Genomic DNA, 20,988 nt, shown 5'->3' with positions numbered 1-20,988 from the left:
CCAGGTGGAATCGCCGTTGTGCCGCGCGGCCGCATATGCGACAATCTGTAGCGTTACAAGAAAACACAATCCGCAAGGTAAGCCGCCATGGACGATCGTTTGCCCGAACTGGGCGACCTCGAGCACGAGGTCATGCAATTGGTTTGGGCCCATGGTCCTGTCACGGCCGAGATCGTGCGCGAGCGGTTGTCGCGGCGTCTGAAGGAATCGACGGTGCGCACGGTGCTGCGTCGGCTCGAAGAAAAGGGCTATGCTAACCACACCGTGGACGGACGTACCTACGTCTACCAGGCCGCCGAGCCGCGCGCGAAGGTTGCGGCCAAGGCGGTGCAGCGCATCGTCGACTGGTTCTGCAACGGCTCGATCGAGGAGGTCCTCGTCGGCATGGTGGACAACAAGATGCTCGACCAGCAGCAATTGCGTACGCTGGCCGACCAGGTGGCCAAGGCGAAGAAGGCGAGGGGAGTGAAGAAAGAATGATCGCAACTCTGGCGGAGGCGGCACTGCGCTCCCTTGTGCTGGGAGGCGTCGTCTGGTTCGGTCTCAATTTGTTTCGCGTGCGCAATCCGCACGTTCACATGACGGCCTGGGTCGTCGTGCTGCTGGCATCGCTGGCGATGCCATTCGTGATGCATTGGCCGACGCTCACGATCACCCGGCTGCCTTTGCCGGTCGTCGTGCCGGACGATTTTCTGCCGGCCGACATCTCGATGCTGGAGACGCCGCAGCCCGCGCTGCCAGTCGCGCCCGGCATTGCTATCGCGCCGCAAGCCAGAAGCGGGCTCTCGATCAATTGGTGGCTCGTTGCCACCGTCATCTATGCCGGCGTTGCCGGCCTGTTGCTGCTGCGGCTCGCGATCGGGCTCTGCCTGACCTGGCGTCTGGCGCGCGCGGCAAAGCCGATGAATGGCTTGCGAATGATCGATGCCGACGTGCGCGTCAGCCGCGATGTCGGCGGCCCCGTCACCTTCGGCTCGACCATTCTGGTGCCGCCGCAATTCGCCAGCTGGGACGCGAAGAAGCGCCTCGCGGTGCTCGCGCATGAAGGCGCGCATGTCGTCAACCGCGATTTCTACGTCCTCCTGCTCGCATCGCTCAACCGCGCGGTATTCTGGTTCAGCCCGTTCTCGTGGTGGCAGCTCGCGCGCCTTGCCGAGCTCGCCGAGATCATCAGCGACGCCGAGGCGATCGAGGTCATCGACGACCGGCTGTCCTATGCGGAAATCCTGCTCGATTTCGCCAGCACCGTGAAGCCGCGGCCGGTCGAGCTTGCGATGGCGCGGGCCTCGACCGTGCGTGCCCGTGTCGAGCGCATCATCGCGGCTGCCGCGATGCCCGTCGCGGTCAGTTGGCGCAAGCGGCTGTGGATCGCGGCTGCGATCGTCCCGGTGGTGATCGTGTCCGCCGGCATGATCGCCTATCGCACGCCGGACGCGGCGCCCGCCGCCGCGGATGCCGGCGAGGTGCCCGCCCAGCACTACCGCCCGTTCGTCAATTTCTACGCTATGGGTCCGGCCTCGGTGTTCGCCATCTTCCGTGAGGGCGACGAACTCTACGGCCAACTCACGGGCCAGCGCAAGCTGCGCCTCACGGTCGGCAATGACGGCACGGCGTCCTACGCGGCCTCGTCCGGCGAGATCACCTTCGCGCTCGATGCGGAGCGCCGCTCGTCCGAGCTGACGCTGCGCATGAACGGCCGCGACATTCGTGCGGTTCGTGTCGCAGAGATGCCGGCGGCGGTAGCCGAGCCGGTATCGCTCGATCCGTATGTCGGTTGGTACAGGATTGCGCCAAACCGCGTGCTGACGGTGCGGCGTGACGGTGATCGGCTCCGGGTGCAGGAAACCGTGCTGGGCCCGGCGACGCTCCTCGCCGAAGGTGCCGACATCTTCTCAATCCGTGGCGAAAATCTCCTGATCTTCCTGCGTGACGAGCAATCAAAGGTCTCGCGCGTGCTGGTGCAGAATTCGGTCTTTGGCGCCCGCCTGGCGCCCCGGATCGATGCAGCGGTGGCTCAGGCGATCGAGGCGGATTTCGCGCGCCGCCTTGCGGAAGTGCCTGACCGATTCAGGGAGCAGGTCCCGGCGCCCGGCGGCAAGGAGATGATCTTGCGCGGCATCGAGGATCTTCGCCGCGGTACGCCCAACTACGACCGGATGAGTGCGCCGCTGGCGGCCAAGGTTCACCGGCAGCTCAGTGAGTCGCGGGCGACGTTCGTGGCGCTCGGCGCGGTGGAGTCGATCTTCTTCCGCGGCGTCGGCCCCGGCGGCTACGACATCTATGGCGCCAAGTTCGAGAACGGCACGGCGGAATTTCGCCTGATGATCGAGCCGGACGGCAAGGCCGGCGACGTGCTATTCCGGGCCGACGGCAATGAGGAGCTCGGCGGCATCGTGCCTTGCGCGGAGGAGGCGAGCGTTCGCGGCCGCGCCGACACTTCGCCGATCAGGATCATGCTCTACAACGAGATGGCCGACGACATCCAGGTGGTCAATCTGGACGCGGACGGCAATCGCAGGGCGCAGATCGTCAGGCCCAACATGACCTGGTTCACCACCACGACCGTGAACAATCCCTGGATGATTGCCGACAAGTCGGGACGGTGTCTGGAGATCCTGATGCCGGGCCGGCAGACCCGCTTCCACAATGTCGAAGCTTCAAACCTCGGCGTGCGTCCGGGGCGCGCCGCCCGCCGCGCTGTTCCGATCGCCAATGGCGAGGCGATGCTGCGCCGCTATATCGAGGGCGTCGGCAGAGGACAGCCAGACTACGAGCACATGACTTCGGAAGTGGCCGACATCACGCGTCAGCAGTTGCCGTTCGACCAGGCGATCCTGGCGCGGCTCGGTGCGCTGCGTGCGGTCTCCTTCCGCGGCGTCACCGCGCTCGACAGCGACATCTACATCGCCCAGTTCGCCAATGGCTCGGCGGAATGGCGCATCGGCGTCAGGCACGACACCATCACGAAGATCGCGCTCGGGCCGAATTTCTGAGGGCAGCGGCCGCTCCCGATGTCTTGATGGAGGTGTTTCAATCTCCGCTTGTCTGCCAGTCCCGCGAATGCTACGATCTGTAGCATTACAATTCGTAGCCTCGAGCGGTGCCGTCGGGCGGGCTCGTAGAATTGGGCATTCGCCATGAGCAATTCCGCAAAGGCCGAAGCCGTGCTGGCGCTCCATCGCTTCGGGATGGGGCCGCGGCCGGGCTCGATTGCCGCCCTCGGGTCCGACCCGCGTGGCGCGCTGATTGCCGAACTCGACCGGCCGCTCGTGCTCGCCGCGGCGGCCAGCCTGCCCTCCAGTGCGAAAGCCTATCGCACCGTGGCCGATGCCAATGCTCGGCGAACGGCGCGGGCCAAGCAGGCGCAGCAACAGGCCAAGAAGCAGCAGGTGGCGTCGGCGCCCACCTCGGCTGACGACCAGGCTCAGCCGCAATCGCAGACGCAGGGGCAAGCGGGCCAGGAAAAGGACGCCGCCGAGATGGCGGCGAAGCAGGCCGCCGACGCTATTCCTGATCCCGGGCGCCCGATGTATTTGCAGGAAGCCAAGCTGCGCACGGAGGCGGCGCTTGCCGCCGATATCGGCTTTGCAGAGCGGCTGGTCTGGTTCTGGTCCAATCATTTCTGCGTCTCGGCCAACCGGATCCAGAGCATGTCCGGCGCCTATGAACGCGAGGCGGTTCGCGCCAATGCGCTTGGCCAGTTCGTCGACCTCCTGCTGGCCGTCGAGGGTCATCCGGCGATGCTGTTCTATCTCGACAATCTCGGTTCGATGGGGGCGAACTCGACCGCGGGCATCAACCGCAGCAGCGGCCTCAACGAGAACTTTGCGCGTGAGATCATGGAGCTGCATACGCTCGGCGTGCGCACAGGCTACACACAGAACGACGTCATCAGCTTCGCCAACGTGCTGACCGGCTGGACGCTGGTGCCGCCGGGGGCCGATCCCCAGCATGGCGGCGACTTCACCTTCAATCCGCGGCTGCACGAGCCCGGCGGACAGACCGTGCTCGGCAAGCGCTATGAGCAGGACGACGTCGAGCAGGGCCGCGCCGTGCTGCGCGATCTCGCTGCGCATCCGGCAACGGCGACCCATGTCGCGACCAAGCTCGCGCGCCATTTTGTCGCCGACGAACCGCCGCCGGCCCTGGTCGAGCAGATGGCGAGGGCGTTCCGCGACAGTGACGGCAATCTCAAGCAGGTCGCGGCCCTGATGGTGTCGTCGGACGAGGCGTGGCGCGCGCCGCCGTCAAAGCTCAAGCGTCCCGGCGAATGGGTCGTCGGCATGGTGCGCGCGACCGGCATCACGCAGGTTGATCCCGTCCGCTTCACCGGCGGCCAGGAGCTGCTGGGCGAGGCGCTGTGGCGTCCGCCCGCGCCCAAGGGTTATCCGGACGATGAAGCAAGCTGGATCGACGGCGTCGGCCGGCGGCTCGACGTCGCCAACAATTTCGCCGAACGCATCACCGGCATGGCCGATCCGCAAGCCATCATCGAGGACATCTTTGCATCGCAGATCGCCCCCGAGGTGAAGCAGGCGGTCGGCCGCGCCGAGAGCCGGCAGCAGGCGCTGGCGCTGCTGTTCATGTCGGCGGATTTTCAGAGGAGGTGAGCATGGGCGTCGTCAATCATTTGCCCACGCGACGCGAGCTTCTGGTCGGCTCCGGTGCATTGTTCGCATGGAGCCAGATGCCCAGGATCGCGCGCGCCGAAGGCCGCGATCCGCGCCTGCTCGTCATCGTGCTGCGCGGCGCGCTCGACGGCCTCGGTGCCGTCGCGCCGGTCGGCGATCCCGACTGGATCTCCTTGCGCGGCGATCGCGCGCTGCTGCTGGACGGCAAGCCGCCGGCGCTGCCGCTCGATGCCTTCTTCGCGCTCAATCCGGCGATGCCGAACCTGCACCGGCTCTACAAGAGCGGCAAGGCGGCGATCGTCCACGCCGTTGCGACGCCCTATCGCGAGCGCTCGCATTTCGATGGCCAGGACGTGCTGGAGAGCGGGCTCGTCAAGCCCGGTATGACCAGCTCCGGATGGCTCAACCGCGCGCTGCTCGCGCTGGAATCGGGCGGCCGCGTCGATCCGCGCGGCAGCCGCGCGCTCGGGATCGGCTCGGTGACACCGCTGGTGGTGCGCGGCTCGGCGCCGGTCATGACCTGGGTGCCGCAGAAATTGCTCCCGGCGAGCGAGGACACGCAGACCCGCCTGCTCGATCTCTACCAGCACACCGACCCGAAGCTCGCGACCGTGCTGCAGGCGCGCATGAAGCTCGCTTCGCTCAGCGGGACACCCAGCGCGGGCGATGCCATGTCGGACGATCCGACCCTGGCACCGCCGGGCATTGCGCGCGTGCGCGCCTATTTCGCCGACGCCGCCGGCACCGCCGCGCGCTATCTCGCCAAGCCCGACGGTCCGCGCGTCGGCGCCATGGGCTTCGTCGGTTGGGATACGCATATCGCCGAAGGGGCGGCCTCGGGCCAGCTCTACAATCTGCTCGGCGCGCTCGACGGCGCCTTCGCCGCAATCGAGAGCAACATGGGCGACGCCTGGGGCGAGACCGTGGTCGCCGTGGTCACCGAGTTCGGGCGCACCGCGCGCATCAACGGAACGCAAGGCACCGATCACGGCACCGGCACGGTCGCATTCCTGATCGGCGGCGGGCTCGCCGGCGGCCGCGTGATCGTGGACTGGCCGGGGCTGAAGCCGGCGCAACTGTTCGAGGATCGCGATCTCAAGCCGACCACCGATCTGCGCGCCGTGCTGAAGGGCCTGCTGAGAGATCACCTGCGTGTCGAGGAGAAGGTGCTGGCGGATGTGGTTTTCCCCGGCAGCGCCGACGTCAAACCCATGGGGGGCCTTGTGGCCTGAAGCCGCGATGTGCACGCTGACGCAAAGAGAGCTCGATTTTCTCGCCAGCTTGACGACGAACTGGCGAAGGCTCTATTGGCGTGAATTCGCGCGCATCCTCAGAGAGAACGCGCAGCCCCGATACGCCGGCGCCGAAGCTGGCTCTGCGCCGCAACAGGGATGAGGCTCGCATGAGGCGGCGCCAGTTCATTTCGCTGCTCGGCGGCGCCGCACTGGCGCCGCTCTCCGCGGTCCGCGTGAACGCAGCCGACGGCTGCGGTGTTCCGCCCGAACGGGGCGACGGCTGGCCGGGCGGCTCCGTCGCTGGCGACAGTCTCGTCAATCGCGAGGCGCTGTGCGGGACGGCCGACCGGCTCGCCACGAGCGATGCCAATATCCATGCGGTGCTGGTCGCCCGCGACGGCAAGCTGGCGTTCGAGCGTTACTTCAAGGGCGCCGATGAGATACCCGGCTACATCTACGGCCGCCGGGTGGAAACCATCGCCTTCGATGCCGATACGTTGCACAATATGAAGTCTGTTTCGAAGAGCGTTGCATCACTCGTCGTCGGGATTGCGATCGATCGCGGGCTGATACGCGGCGTCGACGAACCGATCTTCAGCTTCTTCCCCGAACTGTCCGACTTGCGTTCTCCCGAAAAGGACCGCATCCGGCTGGTGCATGTGCTCACCATGTCGATGGGCCTGAAGTGGGTCGAGGCGACACCCGCGACGGGAGACGACGACAATGACGAGACGCGCATGCATATGGCATGGGATCCGTGTCGCTACGTTCTCGGTCTTCCCGTGACCGCCGCGGCGGGGCAGGAGTTCTTCTACAACACCGGCGCGCTCACGCTTGTGTCGGCCATCATCCGCAAGGCGACGGGACGTCCGCTCGATGAATTCGCGCGCGAGAATTTGTTCGAGCCTCTGGGTATCACCGGCACGGCGTGGGGCCGGTACAGGGGGGATACCGATGCCGGAGGAGGATTGCGCTTGCGACCGCGCGACATGGCCAAGATCGGCCAGCTTGTGCTTGCGGGCGGTCGCTGGAACGGCCGCCAGATCGTCTCCAAGGCGTGGATCGAGGCTTCGACGGCAGAGAAGATCAAGGCGACGGACGCTCAATCCTACGGATATCTGTGGTGGCGCGGCCAAACGCGCCTCAATGACCGCAAGATCAGCTGGATCGGTGCGCTGGGCCGCGGCGGGCAGTCGATCCGCATCGTCCCGGAGCTCGATCTCGTCGTCGCAGTGACTGCGGGTTACTATCAGGACTACAGCTCGCAAGCGTTTCGATTGCAGTTCGGCGTCTTCCGGGACGTGTTGCGCGCGATCCCGCCTCCGGCCTGAGCTGGAGCCCGCCACTGGGGTAGCTTCAGTCCCGATTCAGGACGCGTCACTGTGATGGAATCGTCACAGTTGACGCGAAACGGCGGCGGCCCCAGGCCCGCTTTTGTTCTGACAAGGTTCTGCCCTCATTGCCCACCGAAACTCCGGGGAGTTCGGAGGGCGCATCATGTCTTGCATTGCACGTGCCGAAACTGCCCGGATTTCGCTGGCAACCTCGAGCCGGCTGCTGCTGGCCATCGTCGGGGCCGCCTCACTCGCCGCCTGCGCGCAATCGCCGGTCGGCCGCCAGAAGGCCGATCTCGGGGCCACCGGCCGGCAGGCCGCGGTCGAGCGGCCGCACCGGGTGGCGGCGCTGCATCCAAGGCCGGTCAGCCGGGTGCGCATTCCCGATGGCGATGCAAAGCAAGCGGCCTCGCACGGCGTTGCCAGCTTCTATTCGGATACGGAGACGGCGAGCGGCGAGAAGTTCGACAAGAACGAATTGACCGCGGCCCATCCGACCCTGCCATTCGGCACGAAGCTGCGCGTCACCGACGTTTCCTCCGGCCGTTTCGTGACCGTCAGGGTCAACGATCGCGGTCCCTATATCCGCGGACGCGTCGTCGACGTCTCGCCTTCCGCGGCCGAGGCGCTCGGCATGGTCGATAGGGGCATCACCAATGTCCGGCTCGACGTCGTGCAATGAGTTCGAGACATCGCGTTCGGCCCGCCGCGCTTAACTGGGTGTTAGCGGCTTCTCAAGCACCATGTCTGTCCGAACAATTTGGGGCTGTTGAGGGAGGCGGGCGCTTGAACACGATCCAGTATCTCGAAGATCAAGCCGCGCGCGCCGAGCGACTCGCCAAACGGATCACAGATACGCTGACGATCGAAAGGCTCCAGGCCTTCGCCGACGAGCGCCGTCGCGAGATCGAAGTCATCGCCGGCAGATATCGGCGCGCATAACTCCCGCATTCATGCTATGGCTATCGATGAAGTCGCTGAGATAGTCGGGTAGCTCTATGCCATAGATGTCGCAGCGTGCCTTTATCGCGCCGGCGACATCAGTCGAGATGTCCTTCATCCAATGTTCGAGCGTGTTGAACGAAATCACCTTGATGGGGTCGTTGAAGCAGCCGGCGACGAGCTCGCCGATAGTGGCTTCGAGATCGCTTCGTTCGATGCGAATCTCCGTCGCCTGGTCGAGGCGATCGATCACCACGAACAGGGTCTGGTCTGCGCCATAGGGCACGACCGGGGGTGGTACGCCAGCTTCAAGCATGGGAGGCACTCGCACCTTGACTTCCGATTTCCACCAACGGGAGAAACCGGCAGAAGGTTCCTAACGCGCCTGCAGGTGAAGCGCCGTCAGAGAAATTCTCTCCAGCGCGAGAGCTCAATGACGTGTTCGGGCGAGAGGATGCCGGTCACGAGCGGCGGCTGCGCCGCTGTCCGGATCTCATAGAGATGCCGGGTCGTCGCCGGCTTCCCCATAAACGCAGAGATGCACTCGTCGAGAGTGCCTTCGCTTATCTGATATGATTCCCGGTCCGGTCGGCGCTCGTTTGCCAGCGACGGCCATTTATGCAGGGCCGCACGCGCATCGAAATCGACTTTTGAATCCGCAACCGCGTCCCCCATCGCCCCACCTCACGCAAAAAGCACCCCAGCACGCGGATTTGCGTGCCGGGGCCCATACCTGTCGCTGCACTCAATGCCACAGGCACCAACGCGATGACCGGGAAATGGTTCCCGGCTGACCCGCTACGGCGTAAGGCTCAATCGTTGGGAATCTTCGGAGTTTGCAATATCCAGCGGACAAACGCCTTCACGCGGGGATCTTTGGCCATTGCCGGGGGCCAGCGCACGATTTGAGCCTTGCTCGACGGCAAGTCCCACGATTGCGGAAGCACCCGTACCAGCCTCCCGTCCTTGAGCGCATCCTGGACCAGCAGCGAACGCGCGAGCACGATCCCGTTGCCGGCGAGGGCGGCGGCTATGGCGGTAGCTATCGTTGCAAAACGTATCTCGGCGGGTGGCGGGCGGCCGAGGCCCAATCGTTCGAACCAGGTGGTCCATGACCACTCGACCCCACGGTCTTCGCCGGCCCGGCCCTTGTGCAAGAGCGGCAACGATTTGAGGCGCGTCACGTCGGTCAGTGGTCGCTGGCCAGGCAGCAGGCGTGGGTGGCAGACGGGGTAAACATGCTCGCGAAATAGCAAACGTTGCATGGACGTTGGCCTCAAGCCCGCCGCTGGTTGCCACAGCACCGCGACGTCAAGATCGTTCGACCTCGCGTGTGCGTCGGCTTCACGTACGGCCAGCTCAACCGGTATGCCGGGATGCGTCTGCGCAAAATCGGGCAAGCGGCGCACGAGCCAATAGTCGGCAAGCGCTGCACCGACGCCGACTTTCAAGGCCGGAGGCGGAGCAGCGGCGCGACAGAGCGCACGAAAATCCGCCATCCTGTCGAGCAAACCGGCCAACTCGTTCGAGAGGGCAATACCGGCGGGCGTGGCGCATAAGCCGCTCGGCTGCCGAATGAGGAGGGGCGTCCCGACGAAGTCCTCGAGTTTGCGAAGCCGATGACTGACCGCGCTCTGCGTGAGCCCGAGCTCTGCGGAAGCGCGCGTGACGCTCGCATGTCTCAAGGCGGCCTCGAACGCAATCAGCCCGTCGAAGGGAGGAAATGAGCGCATTGCATCATCATGAAATATTTTCATGCCGATGTGAATACATCGCATTGGCGCAGGCCTCGCCCTGGCATGCATATCGGTACCAGACGCTTTCACGATGGGACAACGATGATCACGCCTGAACCCGATATGCAGCCCCGACGCCGTTGGCACGACCTGCTGCCAGCGATGGTGCTCGGCATGGCGGCTTTTCTGACGCAATTCGACGTAACCGCGGTTGTTGTCGCGATGCCGGCTATGGCCGCCGAACTCGGTTTCGGCGGCGCTGCCTATGCCTGGGTGATGGATGCCTATAGTCTGGCATTTACCGGTGGGCTGCTCGCTGCCGGCGCGCTGGCCGACAAGTATGGACGCCGACGCGCTCTGCTTGGCGGCAACGCCGTGTTCCTGGTCGGATCGATCATTTGCGGCTTTGCGGCGGGCGGTCCAATTCTGTGGGCCGCGCGTGCAATTCAAGGCCTTGGCGCGGCGTTCGTTATCACTGGAGGCATTGCGCTGCTTGCGAGTGCCTATGCTCGGCCTGACGAGCGCGCCCGCGCCTTTGCGTTCATGGGTGTGCTCTCAGGCATCGCCATGGCGCTCGGACCAACGCTCGGGGGACTTGTCTCGGCCTGGTTCGGATGGCGCTGGATCTTCCTGGCCAATATCCCGCTTTGTCTGCTCGCGCTTCTGGCCGTTCCGCGGCTGGTCGCAGAGTCGCGTGATCCTGCCGGCCGCCCGCTGGACTGGAGCGGCGTCGTGCTTCTCACGTTTGCGCTTGGTATTGCAATCGAGAGCCTGCTGACGGGAGGTGCAATGCCGGCCCGGATTGCAGCGGGCCTCGGGCTGAGCGCGTGTCTGCTCGCCATCTTCGTGATGCAGCAGCGGCGCCGGCCCGTGCCGATTTTCGACCCCGCTGTGTTCATTCGGCCGGTCATGGTCGGCATTTCCTCGCTGCTGATTGCCGTTTCTGTTGGATACTGGGCGGTCCTCGTCTATCTGCCTCCGTTCCTGAGTGCAGCGTTCGGCTGGCCAGGCCCGTCCGTTGGCTTCGCAATGCTCTTCGCGACCTTGCCGATGCTTCTGCTGCCGCCCTATGGTGCTCGCCTGGCAAAACGCTGGGGCTGGCGCCGGCTGTTCGCGACGGCGATGCTGGCGCTGCTGGCAGGCGATCTCATTCTGGTGCTAGCGGCGAGCGGCTGGCTCCCGAACGCGCAAGTCGTTCTCGCTGCGGCGGCAACCGGAATGCTGTTGACCGGGATTGGCGCAGTCCTCGCGCATCCGCAACTGTCGAGCGCTGTCGTTGCGTTGGTGCCTCCGGCCCAAACGGGTATGGCTTCGGCAGTCACCGTGGTCATGAGGCAGGCCGGATTTGCGCTCGGCATCGCAACGCTCGGTGCGATGCTATCGGACGAAGGGACGCCTGCCGATTACGCCTGGCCCTGGCTTGTTGCCGCTTTTGGATCAGCAGGCGGCCTCATCGCCGCATCGATGTTGCTGCCTGACCATCAGCCGTAGCTGTATCTGGCAGATACAGCCGGCTGACGGGGCCACACCAATCGCCACGCCGGCCGGGAAACGGTTCCCGGCCGCTTCGTTTCGGCTCAACTCGCGGCCGCCGCGATTTTGTTCCCCGGGCTGGCGTCGCCGTGACTGTCCTCGTCGCCGCGGCTGATCTCCGGCGGCAGCCCGGCGAAGCGCCGCAAGGCTTCCGCCATCTGCACCCGGCCCGAGACGCCTGTGATCACCACATCGACCATGGTGAAGGACGAGTGGAAATGGCCGTGCGCCTTGAGCTGCTCGACCGGGACGCCTGCGGCCGCCATTGCCTCGGCATAGGCGATGCCTTCGTCGCGCAAGGGATCGAACTCGCAGGTCGCCACGAAGGCCGGCGGCAGCCTTTCGACCTTGCCGCGAATCGGCGAGGCGCGCGGATCGGTGCGGTCCGCCGGCGAGCAGTAGAGGTCCCAGAACCAGTACATCAGCGATCGCGTCAGGAAGTAGCCGGTCGCATTGTCGTTATAGGACGGGCGATCGAAGGTGCAGTCGGTGGCCGGGCAGATCAGGAGCTGGCCGGCGATCTCCGGCCCGCCGCGGTCGCGCGCGAGCTGGCAGGTGACGGCGGCGATGTTGCCGCCGGCGCTCCAGCCCGCCACCAGCACCGGGCCCGGCTTGCCGCCGAGTTCCGCGGCGTGCTCGGCGATCCAGCGCGTGGCCGCATAGCCGTCTTCGGCTGCAGTCGGGAAGCGATGCTCCGGCGCGTGACGATATCCGACGCTGACGAACGTCATGCCGGTCCGCCGCACCATGTCGCGGCAGAACGGCTCGTCCGACTGCTCGTCGCCGAGCACCCAGCCGCCACCGTGGAAATAGACCACGATCGGATGCGGTCCCGGCGTCGCCGGCTTGTAGACGCGGTACGGCAACGCGCCGTCGGTGACGGGCAGGGTGCCGTCGACGATGTCGCCGATCGGCCGTCCGGCGGGGCGGCCTTTGTTGAACTCGTTCACGAACTCGCGCGCACCGATCGCGCCCATCGACTCGATCGGCGGCAGGTTCAGCGACGCGAGCAGGTTCATCACCAGCCGCACGTCCGGCTGCAGCCGCACCACCTCGCCGTCATTGCATTGCTCTGTGCCGCCTGGGCCGGTGAGCTTGAAGCCGAGCATGCCGCGGCTGACCACCTCGTCGCAGATGCTGCGATAGGGGCCGACGCCGCCGGTATAGGGCATCAGGCCCTGCACCTTGCCGGGGACGTTGGCGCCCGTGTACCAGGTGTTGGCGAGCCGATGCAGCGTCACCATCGAACAGTCCGCCATGTGCCTGTTCCAGCCGGCCTGCGCCGTCTCGGTCGGCTCGATCGTGGTGAAGCCGGCATCGCGCAGCGCGGCCAGCCGGTCGACCACCCAGTCGACATGCTGCTCGATCGACACCGCCATGTTCGACAGCACCGACGGGCTGCCGGGCCCGGTGATCATGAAGAAGTTGGGAAAGCCTTCGACGGTGAGCCCGAGATAGGTCTGCGGCCCCTGCGCCCAGACATCGGTCAGCGACTTGCCGCCGCGCCCGGTGATCGGATGCACCGCGCGGATCGCGCCGGTCATAGCGTCGAAGCCGGTCGCGAACACGATGACGTCGACGTCGACGCTGCGGCCGTTCGTGGAGATGCCACTCGCCGTGATGGCCTTGATCGGCTCCTGGCGCAGATTGACCAGCGTGACGTTCGGCCGGTTGTAGGTGGCGTAGTAGTTGGTATCGAGGCAGGGGCGCTTGGCACCGAAGGGGTGGTCGTGCGGCATCAGCGCCGCGGCGGTTTCGGGATCTTTCACGGCCGCCGAGATCTTCTCGCGGATGAGATCGCAGATCAGCTTGTTGCCGTCGACGTCGACGGCCTGGTCGGCCCAGAGCTGGGTCAGGATGTGGACGAGGTCGCCGGCGGCCCAGGCACGTTCGAACCGCTCGCGACGCTCGGCATCGCTCAATTGCCAGCTCACGACCGTCTGCTGCGGATAGGGCACGCCCGCCATCGACTGGCGCGCCTGCTCGCGATAGGCCGGGCGATCGGCTTGCAGCAGGCTCATGCGGTCCGATGGCGCCGGGCCGTTATGGGCAGGCAGTGCGAAGTTCGGCGTGCGCTGGAACACGGTCAGATGCGCGGCCTGCTCGGCGATCAGCGGGATCGACTGGATGGCCGACGAGCCGGTGCCGATCACGGCGACGCGTTTTCCCGCGAGGTTGACGCCGCCATGCGGCCAGCGTCCGGTGAAATAGACTTCGCCCTTGAAATCCTTGACGCCATCGATCTCCGGCGGCTTCGGCGCCGAGAGGCAGCCGGTGGCCATGATGTAATGGCGGCAGGAGACCGGCGCGCCATTGTCCGTGGTGAGCTGCCAGCGCTCGGCCTTCTCGTCCCATCTGGCTTCGGTGACCTTGGTCCTGAAGCGGATGTCGCCCCTGAGGTCGTAGCGGTCGGCGACGAAGCCGAGATAACGCAGGATTTCGGGCTGGGTCGCGTATTTCTCCGACCAGGTCCAGAGGGTATCGAGCTCCGGATCGAAGGTGTAGCTGTAGTCGATGGTCTGGATGTCGCAGCGCGCGCCCGGGTAGCGGTTCCAGTACCAGGTGCCGCCGACGTCGCCGGCCTCTTCGAGGCCGACCGCCGAGAGGCCGGCCTTGCGCAGGCGATGAAGGAGATAGAGGCCGGCAAAGCCGGCGCCGACCACGGCGACATCGACCTGCTGAGCGGTTCCGCGCTCATCGGAGGCACGTGTGGCAACCATCGCATCTGGCATGGCATCCTCCCGTATGTTTTGTTTTGCCGGCAGGCTATCGCTACATGCACGGCTTGTCATCACGGCAAGCGCAATCTTGGGTAGGCGTTTGCGGCGTCATCGTGGCCGCGTGAATGTTGCGGCACTACACGCACCGCGATGCACAATGGCCGTGATAGCCCGGGCTAATCATGCCCGATCCGCCTGTGTATGCTTGCGGTTACAAGCCACGCGTAACGATCGAGCGTCATGCCAGAGTTGAGTGAGCGGACCAAAGCGAACATGGACGTCGTCCTGGAGCAGACGTGCCGGCAACTGCCGCATGGCGGCGATCACGACAGCCGCAGGTTCATCGCCGAACGCCTGATCGAAGCGGCGCGGGCCGGGCACTCCACGCTCGGCGAGCTCGGCATCGTCGCGCGGCACGCGCTGGCGGAGATTCTCGCAAAGCGCGGTTAGTGCGAGCCGGCAGGCTTGCCCCGCCGATGGCGGCGGACGTAACCTGCAGGAAACCGTTCCGCGCATCGAGATGCACCGAAGATGCGATCCCTGCTCGCGCTTCTTGCGGCCTCCATTGTCCTGTGTTGCGCCGGCTCGGCCGTGGCGCAGCCGGTCGGACAGTTTCCATTCGCGCTGACGCGTGAAGGACAGATTCTCGGCGCCGTCGAAGGTGAGGTGGCCTCGTTCAAGGGACTGGCCTATGCGGCGCCGCCGGTCGGTGCATTGCGCTGGCGACCGCCGCAGCCGACCCCCGAAAGTTCGGAGATGCACACCGCCTACGATTACGGCGCGCCGTGCCTTCAGCCGTCCTTGCCCGATGCGAGCGAGGATTGCCTGACGCTGAACGTGTTCCGCCCCTTCGGGGTCGACGGCCCGCTGCCGGTGATGATGTTCATCCATGGCGGAGGCTTTGTCAGTGGTACCGCGAATGAGCCGCTGTCCGACGGTGCCAGGCTGGCGCAGGCCGGCCTCATCGTGGTCACCGCAAATTATCGCCTTGGCGTGCTCGGCTGGCTCACTGATCCCGCGCTGACGGACGGCGGCTCCGGCAATTACGGCCTGATGGACCAGATCGCCGCGCTGCATTGGGTTCATGACAACATCGCAGCCTTCGGCGGTGATCCGCACAACGTCACCTTGTTTGGCAGCGACGCAGGTGCGACATCGATCGCGCTTCTGATGCTGTCTGCGCAGTCGCGCGATCTGTTCCAGAAGGTCATTCTGCAATCGGTGCCCGGTCGCGCGCCTCTGCGCTCGGCGCAGGACGCGCAGGCGATGGGCCGGCAGTTCGTGGCGTCGCTCGGACCGCAGGCGGATTTGCGCGCAGCCGAACCGCGACGCCTGCTTGCCGCCGAGAGTCGCCTGCTGGAGCAATCGCGGTACGGCTTCGCGCCGATGATGGATGGAGCTCTGGTGACCGAGAATATCGCTGCAGGTTTTGGGGCCGGACATCAAAGCCGCATTCCCCTCATCATCGGCTCGAACGACGATGAGACGGGTTTCGACGGCGAGTTCGATGCCAAGGAGGAGCTTGAAGCGTCAGGCCTCACAAGCGATGAGCTGCGCAAGCTCTATCCCGATCTCGCCAGGCCTTCTCTCGACAGGCCTTCTCTCGCCAAGCCTTCGGATCTTGCGGCACGGTTCTACACCGACAAGGTCTTTTCCGAGCCCGCAAGACTTCTGGCGCGCCTGCATGCCGCAAGCGGCGCGGCGACCTTTCGCTATCGCTTCGCCTATGTGCCCGAGGCGCGTCGCGCCAATCCTGGGCCTGGGCATGGGCGCGAGCTGCAGTTCATCTTCGGTGCAGAAGGCGTGCCGGGGGCGGGCATCTTCTCGCGGGCTGATCGCGAGGTCGCAAGCCGCATGCGGTCCTATTGGATCAACTTCGCCAGAAGCGGCGATCCCAACGGTCCCGGTCTGCCGCATTGGGATTCCGTCGCTGGCCGCGATCGCCTGCTGCTGATCGCGAACGATCACATCGCGAGCGGAGACGACCCCTGGTCGGAGCGTCTTGACCGGATCGCAGGCGAGAGCAAAAAATGAGCTGGACTTAAGCGGCGAGCTCAACGCGGGGCGCTGGCGTCAGTCGGCCTTCCTCCAGATAGTCCATCGCGCCGTCCTTCTCGACGGCGTAGAACTGCTGGCCTTCCCGCGACTTGAAGGCGGCGCGAACGATGCCGCGGCGGCCCTTGTCACTGTTGACGACGTCCCCCAGCGCAAACTTCTTCATCTCACGTCTCACTTGTCTTCAGGCCGACTGCTTCGGCCACGCCGGGATTTTGGGCGGCAAATCGTTAACGACTTGCTAACCATGCCGGTTTGCCTATGCTCGCCGCCGAACGCGCGGGCACGCGCAGAGTGCCGATGAGACGAGCCCCATGACGCGATTTCCGACCCTGTTCCTGTCGCATGGCGGCGGCCCCTGGCCCTTCATGGAGGACCGGCGGGTGCAATATGCCAGAACCGCCGAAGAGTTCGGCCGGTTGCCGCAGCTTCTCCCGGAGAGGCCGAAGGCCGTGCTCGTCATCACCGGCCATTGGGAGGCCGATGCCTTCACCGTCTCGACCTCGGCGCAGCCGCCGATGGTGTACGACTATTACGGTTTCCCCGAGCATACCTATCACCTCAAATATCCGGCGCCGGGCCGGCCCGAGCTCGCGACCGAGGTGAAGGCGCTGCTCACGCGCGCCGGCCTGGAATGCCGGGAGGATCCCAACCAGGGTTTTGACCACGGCACCTTCGTGCCGCTCGGCCTGATGTATCCGAACGCCGACATGCCGATCGTGCTGCTGTCGCTGAAGTCTGCATACGATGCGGCCGAGCACGTCAGGGTCGGCGAGGCGATTGCCTCGCTGCGCGATGAAGGCATTCTGATCGTCGGCAGCGGGCTGACCTATCACAACATGCGCGGCTTCAACCGGCCGGAGTCCAAGCCGGTCTCGGTTGATTTCGAGGCCTATCTGAACGAGGCGATCAGCAACCCCGATCCGGCCCGCCGCAACGCGATGCTGGTCGATTGGGAGAACGCACCGAGCGCGCGCCTGGCGCATCCGCGCGAGGACCATCTGCTGCCGCTGATGGTGGCCGCCGGCGCCGCCGGCAGCGATATCGGCAAGCGCGTCTTCGTCGACGAGGTCGCAGGCGTCGCGATGGCGTCCTACGTATTCGGTTGATTCCGTAGGGCGGATTAGCGAAGCGTAATCCGCCGTCGTGCGGCAATGAAGGCGGCGGATTACGCCCGCGGACTGCGCTTCGCGCAGCCGGGGGCTAATCCGCCCTACGCATCGCGCAAGCTTACCCGTATTTCAGCTTCATGAACAAAATGCCGCCGGCGAGCAGCATGGTGATGGCGTTGGCGGCGACCAGCGGCGCATCGCCCGAGAGCAGGCCGTAGATCAGCCAGAGCGCGAGGCCCAGCACCATGACCAGGAACATGCCGAGCGAGATGTCGCCGGTGGAGCGGGTCTTCCACACCTTGATGGCTTGCGGCGCATAGGCCACGGTGGTGCAGGTGGCGGCGGCAAAGCCGATCAGCTTGATCACGAACGGGTCCATGCCGGCTCTATAGCATGGATTCGACGATGGTCATTGCCTCAGGCGCGCTCCGCCATGAGCCCGCGATAGAGCGCGGCATAGTCGCCGGCGCGGTTGCGCCAGGAGACGTCGGTCGCAAGACCGTGTCGTTGCAGTTGGCGCCAGGTCGGCTTGTCGTGGAAGGCGGTGTTGGCCTTGCGCAGCGTGCCGGCGAGGGCCTCCGCCGTCACGGGTGCGAACTTGAAACCGGTGGCATCGCGGTCGGCGGCGTCGGCTTCGCTGATGTCGACGATGGTGTCCTCGAGCCCGCCGACGCGTGAGACGATCGGAACGGCGCCGTAGCGAAGTGCGCAGAGCTGGGTCAGGCCGCACGGCTCGAAGCGCGAGGGCACGATCAGCGCGTCCGAGCCGGCCTGCAGCAGGTGCGCCAGGATCTCGTCATAGCCGATCACGACGCCGATCCGGCCGGGATTGGCGCGGGCTGCGGCCTGATAGCGATCCTGGAGATCGCGGTCGCCGCTGCCGAGCAGCGCGAGCTGCATGCCTTCGGCCAAGATGGTCGGAATGGCCTCGAGCAGCAGATCGAGCCCCTTCTGCCAGGACAGCCGGCTGATGACGCCGAGCAGCGGCGCCTCGTCGGAGGAATCGAGATTGAACTGCTGCTGAAGCACCGCCTTGTTCGCGGCCCGGTAGGTGAGGTCCTCGGCGCCGTAGCGGTAGGCGATGTGCGGATCGTCCTGCGGATTCCACACCGAGATGTCGATGCCGTTGAGGATGCCGCTCAGCACGTTCGCGCGTGCGCGCAGCAGGCCACCGAACCCCATGCCGCCTTCGTCGCTCTGGATCTCCTGCGCGTAGGTCGGCGACACCGTCGTGATACGATCGGCGAATTGCAGGCCCGCCTTCAAAAAGCTGATGCCGCCGAAATATTCGATCTCGTTGACGTTGAACGCGTGCCAGGGCAGGCCGATAGCACCGACTAGCTCGGGAGCGAACTTGCCCTGATAGGCCATGTTGTGGATGGTCATCACGGTGCCGGGTCGCGGGCGATTGTCATAGTGCAGATAGGCCGGCGCGAGCCCGGCCTGCCAGTCATGGGCGTGCACGACATCGGGCACGAAGGCGGGGACGAGGCCGTGGCCGATATCGGCGGCGATGCGCGACAGTGCCGCGAAGCGCACGCCATTGTCCGGCCAGTCGACGCCCTCGGTGGTGACATAGGGATTGCCCGGCCGCGCATAGAGATGCGGCACGTCGAGCACGAACAGGTCGAGCCCGTCATGGGAGCCGGCGAGTAGCCGGCCCGGCCCGCCGAAATAATCCGGCCAGCTCCGGATCTCCTCCGCGTTCGATACGATCCGCGTCACGTCGGGATAGCCCGGCATCAAGGTGCGCATCTCGATGCCATGCGCCTTCAGGGCAATCGGCAGCGCGCCGGCGACATCCGCGAGGCCGCCGGTTTTGACGATGGGATAGACTTCAGAAGCGACCGCGAGGACGCGAACAGGCCTCATGTATTGAGCCTGTCGATCATCGGCTGAGTGACGAGCGAAATTCCCTGCTCGGTGGTGCGGAAGCGCTTGGCATCGAACGCCGGGTCCTCGCCGATCACGAGTCCTTCCGGAATCTCGACGCCGCGGTCGATCACGACGTTCTTCAGGCGAGCGCCGCGGCCGACGCTGACATAGGGCATGATCACGGCGTTCTCGACATTGGCGTAGGAGTTGATGCGCACGCCGGTGAACAGCAGCGACCGGCGCAGCGAGGCGCCGGAGATGATGCAGCCGCCCGAGACCAGCGAGCTCACGGCCTGGCCGCGCCGGCTCTCCTCGTCATGAACGAATTTCGCCGGCGGCGTGATCTCCGCATAGGACCAGATCGGCCAGGAGCTGTCGAACAAATCGAGCTCGGGCACGACGTCAGTGAGGTCGATATTGGCGGCCCAATAAGCATCGACCGTGCCGACGTCGCGCCAATAGGCGCGGGGGTCGCTGCCGGAACGCACGCAGGAGGTGGAATATTGGTGCGCCATCGCGCGGCCGTTCTTGACGAGGTAGGGAATGATGTCCTTGCCGAAATCGTGGTTCGAGTTCGGGTCATCGGCGTCGCGCTTGAGCTCCTCGAACAGGAGCTTCGCGTCGAACACGTAGATGCCCATGCTGGCGAGCGAGACGTCCGGCTTGCCCGGCATCGGCGGCGGATCCTTCGGCTTCTCCAGGAACTCCTGAATCCAGCCGTTCTCGTCAATATGCATGATGCCGAAGCCCGAGGATTCCGTCCGCGGCATCTCCAGGCAACCGACGGTGACGTCGGCGCCGCTGTCGACGTGCTGGCGCAGCATCACCTCGTAGTCCATCTTGTAGATGTGGTCGCCGGCCAGCACCACGATGAAGCGGCAGGCGTGGGATTCGATGATGTCGATGTTCTGGTAGACCGCATCCGCCGTGCCGACATACCACATGTTCTCGGAGACCCGCTGGCTCGCGGGTAGGATGTCGAAGCTCTCGTTTCGCTCGGGGCGGAAGAAGTTCCAGCCCATCTGAAGGTGCCGGATCAGGCTGTGCGCCTTGTACTGGGTGGCGACTGCGATGCGGCGGATGCCCGAATTGACGGCATTCGACAGCGCGAAATCGATGATGCGGGACTTGCCGCCGAAATAGACGGCCGGCTTGGCGCGGCGATCGGTCAGCTCCAGGAGCCGGCTGCCGCGTCCGCCAGCCAGGACGAACGCCAGCGCCTGACGGGCAAGCGGCTCGGGTCTCGCGGCACTCATGTCATTCCTCCCACTCACACCCGGCGCAGGCCGAGGCTATTTGTCGCGAGAAGCCTCGCGCCATTGGAACCGATAGTAGCGGTACGAATAGTCAATCGTGAAGTAGGTTGTTGGTTGCGCGGGCGGGAAGCTTAATGCTTGGCCGCGGGGCTCCGGCATCGCGCCGGTGTCACGTCGGGCAGAGCGGGCTCGTTGGTCCGCCTCGCATGCCGGCAGCCGGCTCGCAGCGAGGCATGGACGATGCTTGGACGAGGCTTGGACGAGGCTTGTGCGCCGCACGCAAATCCGGGCTTTGAAAATCCGGGCTTTGACTTGGCGCAAAGATGCCCGATCATGCCGCTGCGATCCTTTTCCAAGCAAGACGTCAGACAGGGAGCAAGTCGATGAGGATCTGGAAAACGGCAATTGCCTGTTCGGTCGCCGGCGTGGTCATGGCCGGCCAAATTCAGCAGGCGGCAGCGGCCCCGCTGCCGACCAATGTCGCGACCATGAAGGCCGCTGTCGGTGACGATGTCGCGCAGGTGCATTGGCGCGGTCGTGGCTGGGGCGGGGGCTGGGG

The 20,988-nt window shown here is 65.5% G+C and carries 19 protein-coding genes; 11 read left to right on the top strand and 8 right to left on the bottom strand.

The window, feature by feature from the left end; translation table 11 throughout:
* Nucleotides 1-87 precede the first annotated feature (87 nt).
* From CV770_RS17815 to CV770_RS42645, 7 genes are all read left to right on the top strand, one after another.
* A complete protein-coding gene (locus CV770_RS17815) occupies nt 88-480 on the top strand; it encodes a BlaI/MecI/CopY family transcriptional regulator (protein ID WP_018319749.1) in 393 nt (130 codons plus the stop codon).
* Nucleotides 477-2,993 (top strand): M56 family metallopeptidase, encoded by a 2,517-nt coding sequence (locus CV770_RS17810; RefSeq protein WP_104463226.1) that lies wholly within the window; start codon nt 477-479, stop codon nt 2,991-2,993. Before CV770_RS17815 ends, CV770_RS17810 begins: the two co-directional genes overlap by 4 nt.
* Before the next feature lie 144 nt (nt 2,994-3,137).
* Entirely contained in the window at nt 3,138-4,610 is a 1,473-nt protein-coding gene (locus CV770_RS17805) for a DUF1800 domain-containing protein (RefSeq protein WP_104463225.1), read from the top strand.
* A gap of 2 nt (nt 4,611-4,612) precedes the next feature.
* Nucleotides 4,613-5,863 carry a DUF1501 domain-containing protein gene (locus CV770_RS17800; protein ID WP_104463224.1) on the top strand — a complete coding sequence of 417 codons (1,251 nt, stop codon included), beginning with the start codon at nt 4,613-4,615 and terminating at the stop codon, nt 5,861-5,863.
* 170 nt (nt 5,864-6,033) lie between these two features.
* Nucleotides 6,034-7,197: a serine hydrolase domain-containing protein gene (locus CV770_RS17795; RefSeq protein ID WP_104463223.1), complete on the top strand. Its 1,164-nt coding sequence runs from the start codon at nt 6,034-6,036 to the stop codon at nt 7,195-7,197.
* Nucleotides 7,198-7,363: 166 nt separating this feature from the next.
* Nucleotides 7,364-7,882, top strand: coding sequence for a septal ring lytic transglycosylase RlpA family protein (locus CV770_RS17790; protein WP_104463222.1), 519 nt, complete (start codon nt 7,364-7,366; stop codon nt 7,880-7,882).
* Between the two features lie 104 nt (nt 7,883-7,986).
* Nucleotides 7,987-8,142, top strand: a complete 156-nt coding sequence (locus CV770_RS42645; RefSeq protein WP_201759907.1) for a hypothetical protein — start codon at nt 7,987-7,989, stop codon at nt 8,140-8,142.
* Here CV770_RS42645 and CV770_RS17785 read toward each other — a convergent pair.
* The 3 genes from CV770_RS17785 to CV770_RS17775 all read right to left on the bottom strand — a co-directional run bounded on the left by CV770_RS17785 (nt 8,114) and on the right by CV770_RS17775 (nt 9,899).
* Nucleotides 8,114-8,458 (bottom strand): hypothetical protein, encoded by a 345-nt coding sequence (locus CV770_RS17785; protein WP_091961321.1) that lies wholly within the window; start codon nt 8,456-8,458, stop codon nt 8,114-8,116. The two genes, CV770_RS42645 and CV770_RS17785, sit on opposite strands and share 29 nt — an antisense overlap.
* Nucleotides 8,459-8,544: 86 nt before the next feature.
* A complete protein-coding gene (locus tag CV770_RS17780) occupies nt 8,545-8,817 on the bottom strand; it encodes a hypothetical protein (protein ID WP_104463221.1) in 273 nt (90 codons plus the stop codon).
* Nucleotides 8,818-8,954: 137 nt separating this feature from the next.
* The gene (locus CV770_RS17775; protein WP_245453776.1) at nt 8,955-9,899 is read right to left on the bottom strand and encodes a LysR substrate-binding domain-containing protein; all 945 of its coding nucleotides are present in this window, start codon (nt 9,897-9,899) and stop codon (nt 8,955-8,957) included.
* A gap of 81 nt (nt 9,900-9,980) precedes the next feature.
* Between CV770_RS17775 and CV770_RS17770 the strand changes: the two genes are divergently transcribed.
* On the top strand, nt 9,981-11,369 hold the full coding sequence (locus tag CV770_RS17770; RefSeq protein ID WP_091961316.1) for an MFS transporter: 1,389 nt from the start codon (nt 9,981-9,983) through the stop codon (nt 11,367-11,369).
* An 86-nt stretch (nt 11,370-11,455) separates the two neighbouring features.
* Here CV770_RS17770 and CV770_RS17765 read toward each other — a convergent pair whose 3' ends face one another.
* Nucleotides 11,456-14,143 (bottom strand): flavin-containing monooxygenase, encoded by a 2,688-nt coding sequence (locus CV770_RS17765; protein WP_104463220.1) that lies wholly within the window; start codon nt 14,141-14,143, stop codon nt 11,456-11,458.
* Between the two features lie 228 nt (nt 14,144-14,371).
* Between CV770_RS17765 and CV770_RS17760 the strand changes: the two genes are divergently transcribed.
* Nucleotides 14,372-14,581, top strand: coding sequence for a hypothetical protein (locus tag CV770_RS17760; RefSeq protein ID WP_104463219.1), 210 nt, complete (start codon nt 14,372-14,374; stop codon nt 14,579-14,581).
* An 81-nt stretch (nt 14,582-14,662) separates the two neighbouring features.
* On the top strand, nt 14,663-16,165 hold the full coding sequence (locus CV770_RS17755; protein ID WP_104463218.1) for a carboxylesterase/lipase family protein: 1,503 nt from the start codon (nt 14,663-14,665) through the stop codon (nt 16,163-16,165).
* Between the two features lie 7 nt (nt 16,166-16,172).
* Here the strand turns inward: CV770_RS17755 and CV770_RS17750 are convergent, their stop codons facing one another.
* Nucleotides 16,173-16,352 (bottom strand): hypothetical protein, encoded by a 180-nt coding sequence (locus CV770_RS17750; protein ID WP_028145412.1) that lies wholly within the window; start codon nt 16,350-16,352, stop codon nt 16,173-16,175.
* A 148-nt stretch (nt 16,353-16,500) separates the two neighbouring features.
* Between CV770_RS17750 and CV770_RS17745 the strand changes: the two genes are divergently transcribed.
* Nucleotides 16,501-17,295: a DODA-type extradiol aromatic ring-opening family dioxygenase gene (locus CV770_RS17745; RefSeq protein ID WP_104463217.1), complete on the top strand. Its 795-nt coding sequence runs from the start codon at nt 16,501-16,503 to the stop codon at nt 17,293-17,295.
* Between the two features lie 121 nt (nt 17,296-17,416).
* On the opposite strand, the gene CV770_RS17740 is transcribed toward CV770_RS17745, so the two are convergent.
* From CV770_RS17740 to glgC, 3 genes are read right to left on the bottom strand one after another with little or no spacing between them, the layout of a single operon-like run.
* On the bottom strand, nt 17,417-17,677 hold the full coding sequence (locus CV770_RS17740; RefSeq protein WP_028145410.1) for a SemiSWEET transporter: 261 nt from the start codon (nt 17,675-17,677) through the stop codon (nt 17,417-17,419).
* Between the two features lie 38 nt (nt 17,678-17,715).
* The gene (gene glgA / locus CV770_RS17735) at nt 17,716-19,170 is read right to left on the bottom strand and encodes a glycogen synthase GlgA (protein WP_104463216.1); all 1,455 of its coding nucleotides are present in this window, start codon (nt 19,168-19,170) and stop codon (nt 17,716-17,718) included.
* Complete coding sequence (glgC, locus tag CV770_RS17730; RefSeq protein ID WP_104463215.1) at nt 19,167-20,429, bottom strand: glucose-1-phosphate adenylyltransferase; 1,263 nt, start codon at nt 20,427-20,429, stop codon at nt 19,167-19,169. The genes glgA and glgC overlap by 4 nt, the downstream gene beginning before the upstream one ends.
* Between the last annotated feature and the right edge of the window lie 559 nt (nt 20,430-20,988).

The organism is Bradyrhizobium sp. AC87j1 (assembly GCF_002936975.1).
In the GTDB taxonomy this organism is placed as follows: domain Bacteria; phylum Pseudomonadota; class Alphaproteobacteria; order Rhizobiales; family Xanthobacteraceae; genus Bradyrhizobium; species Bradyrhizobium shewense.
This window is presented reverse-complemented; position numbering and strand designations above follow the sequence as displayed.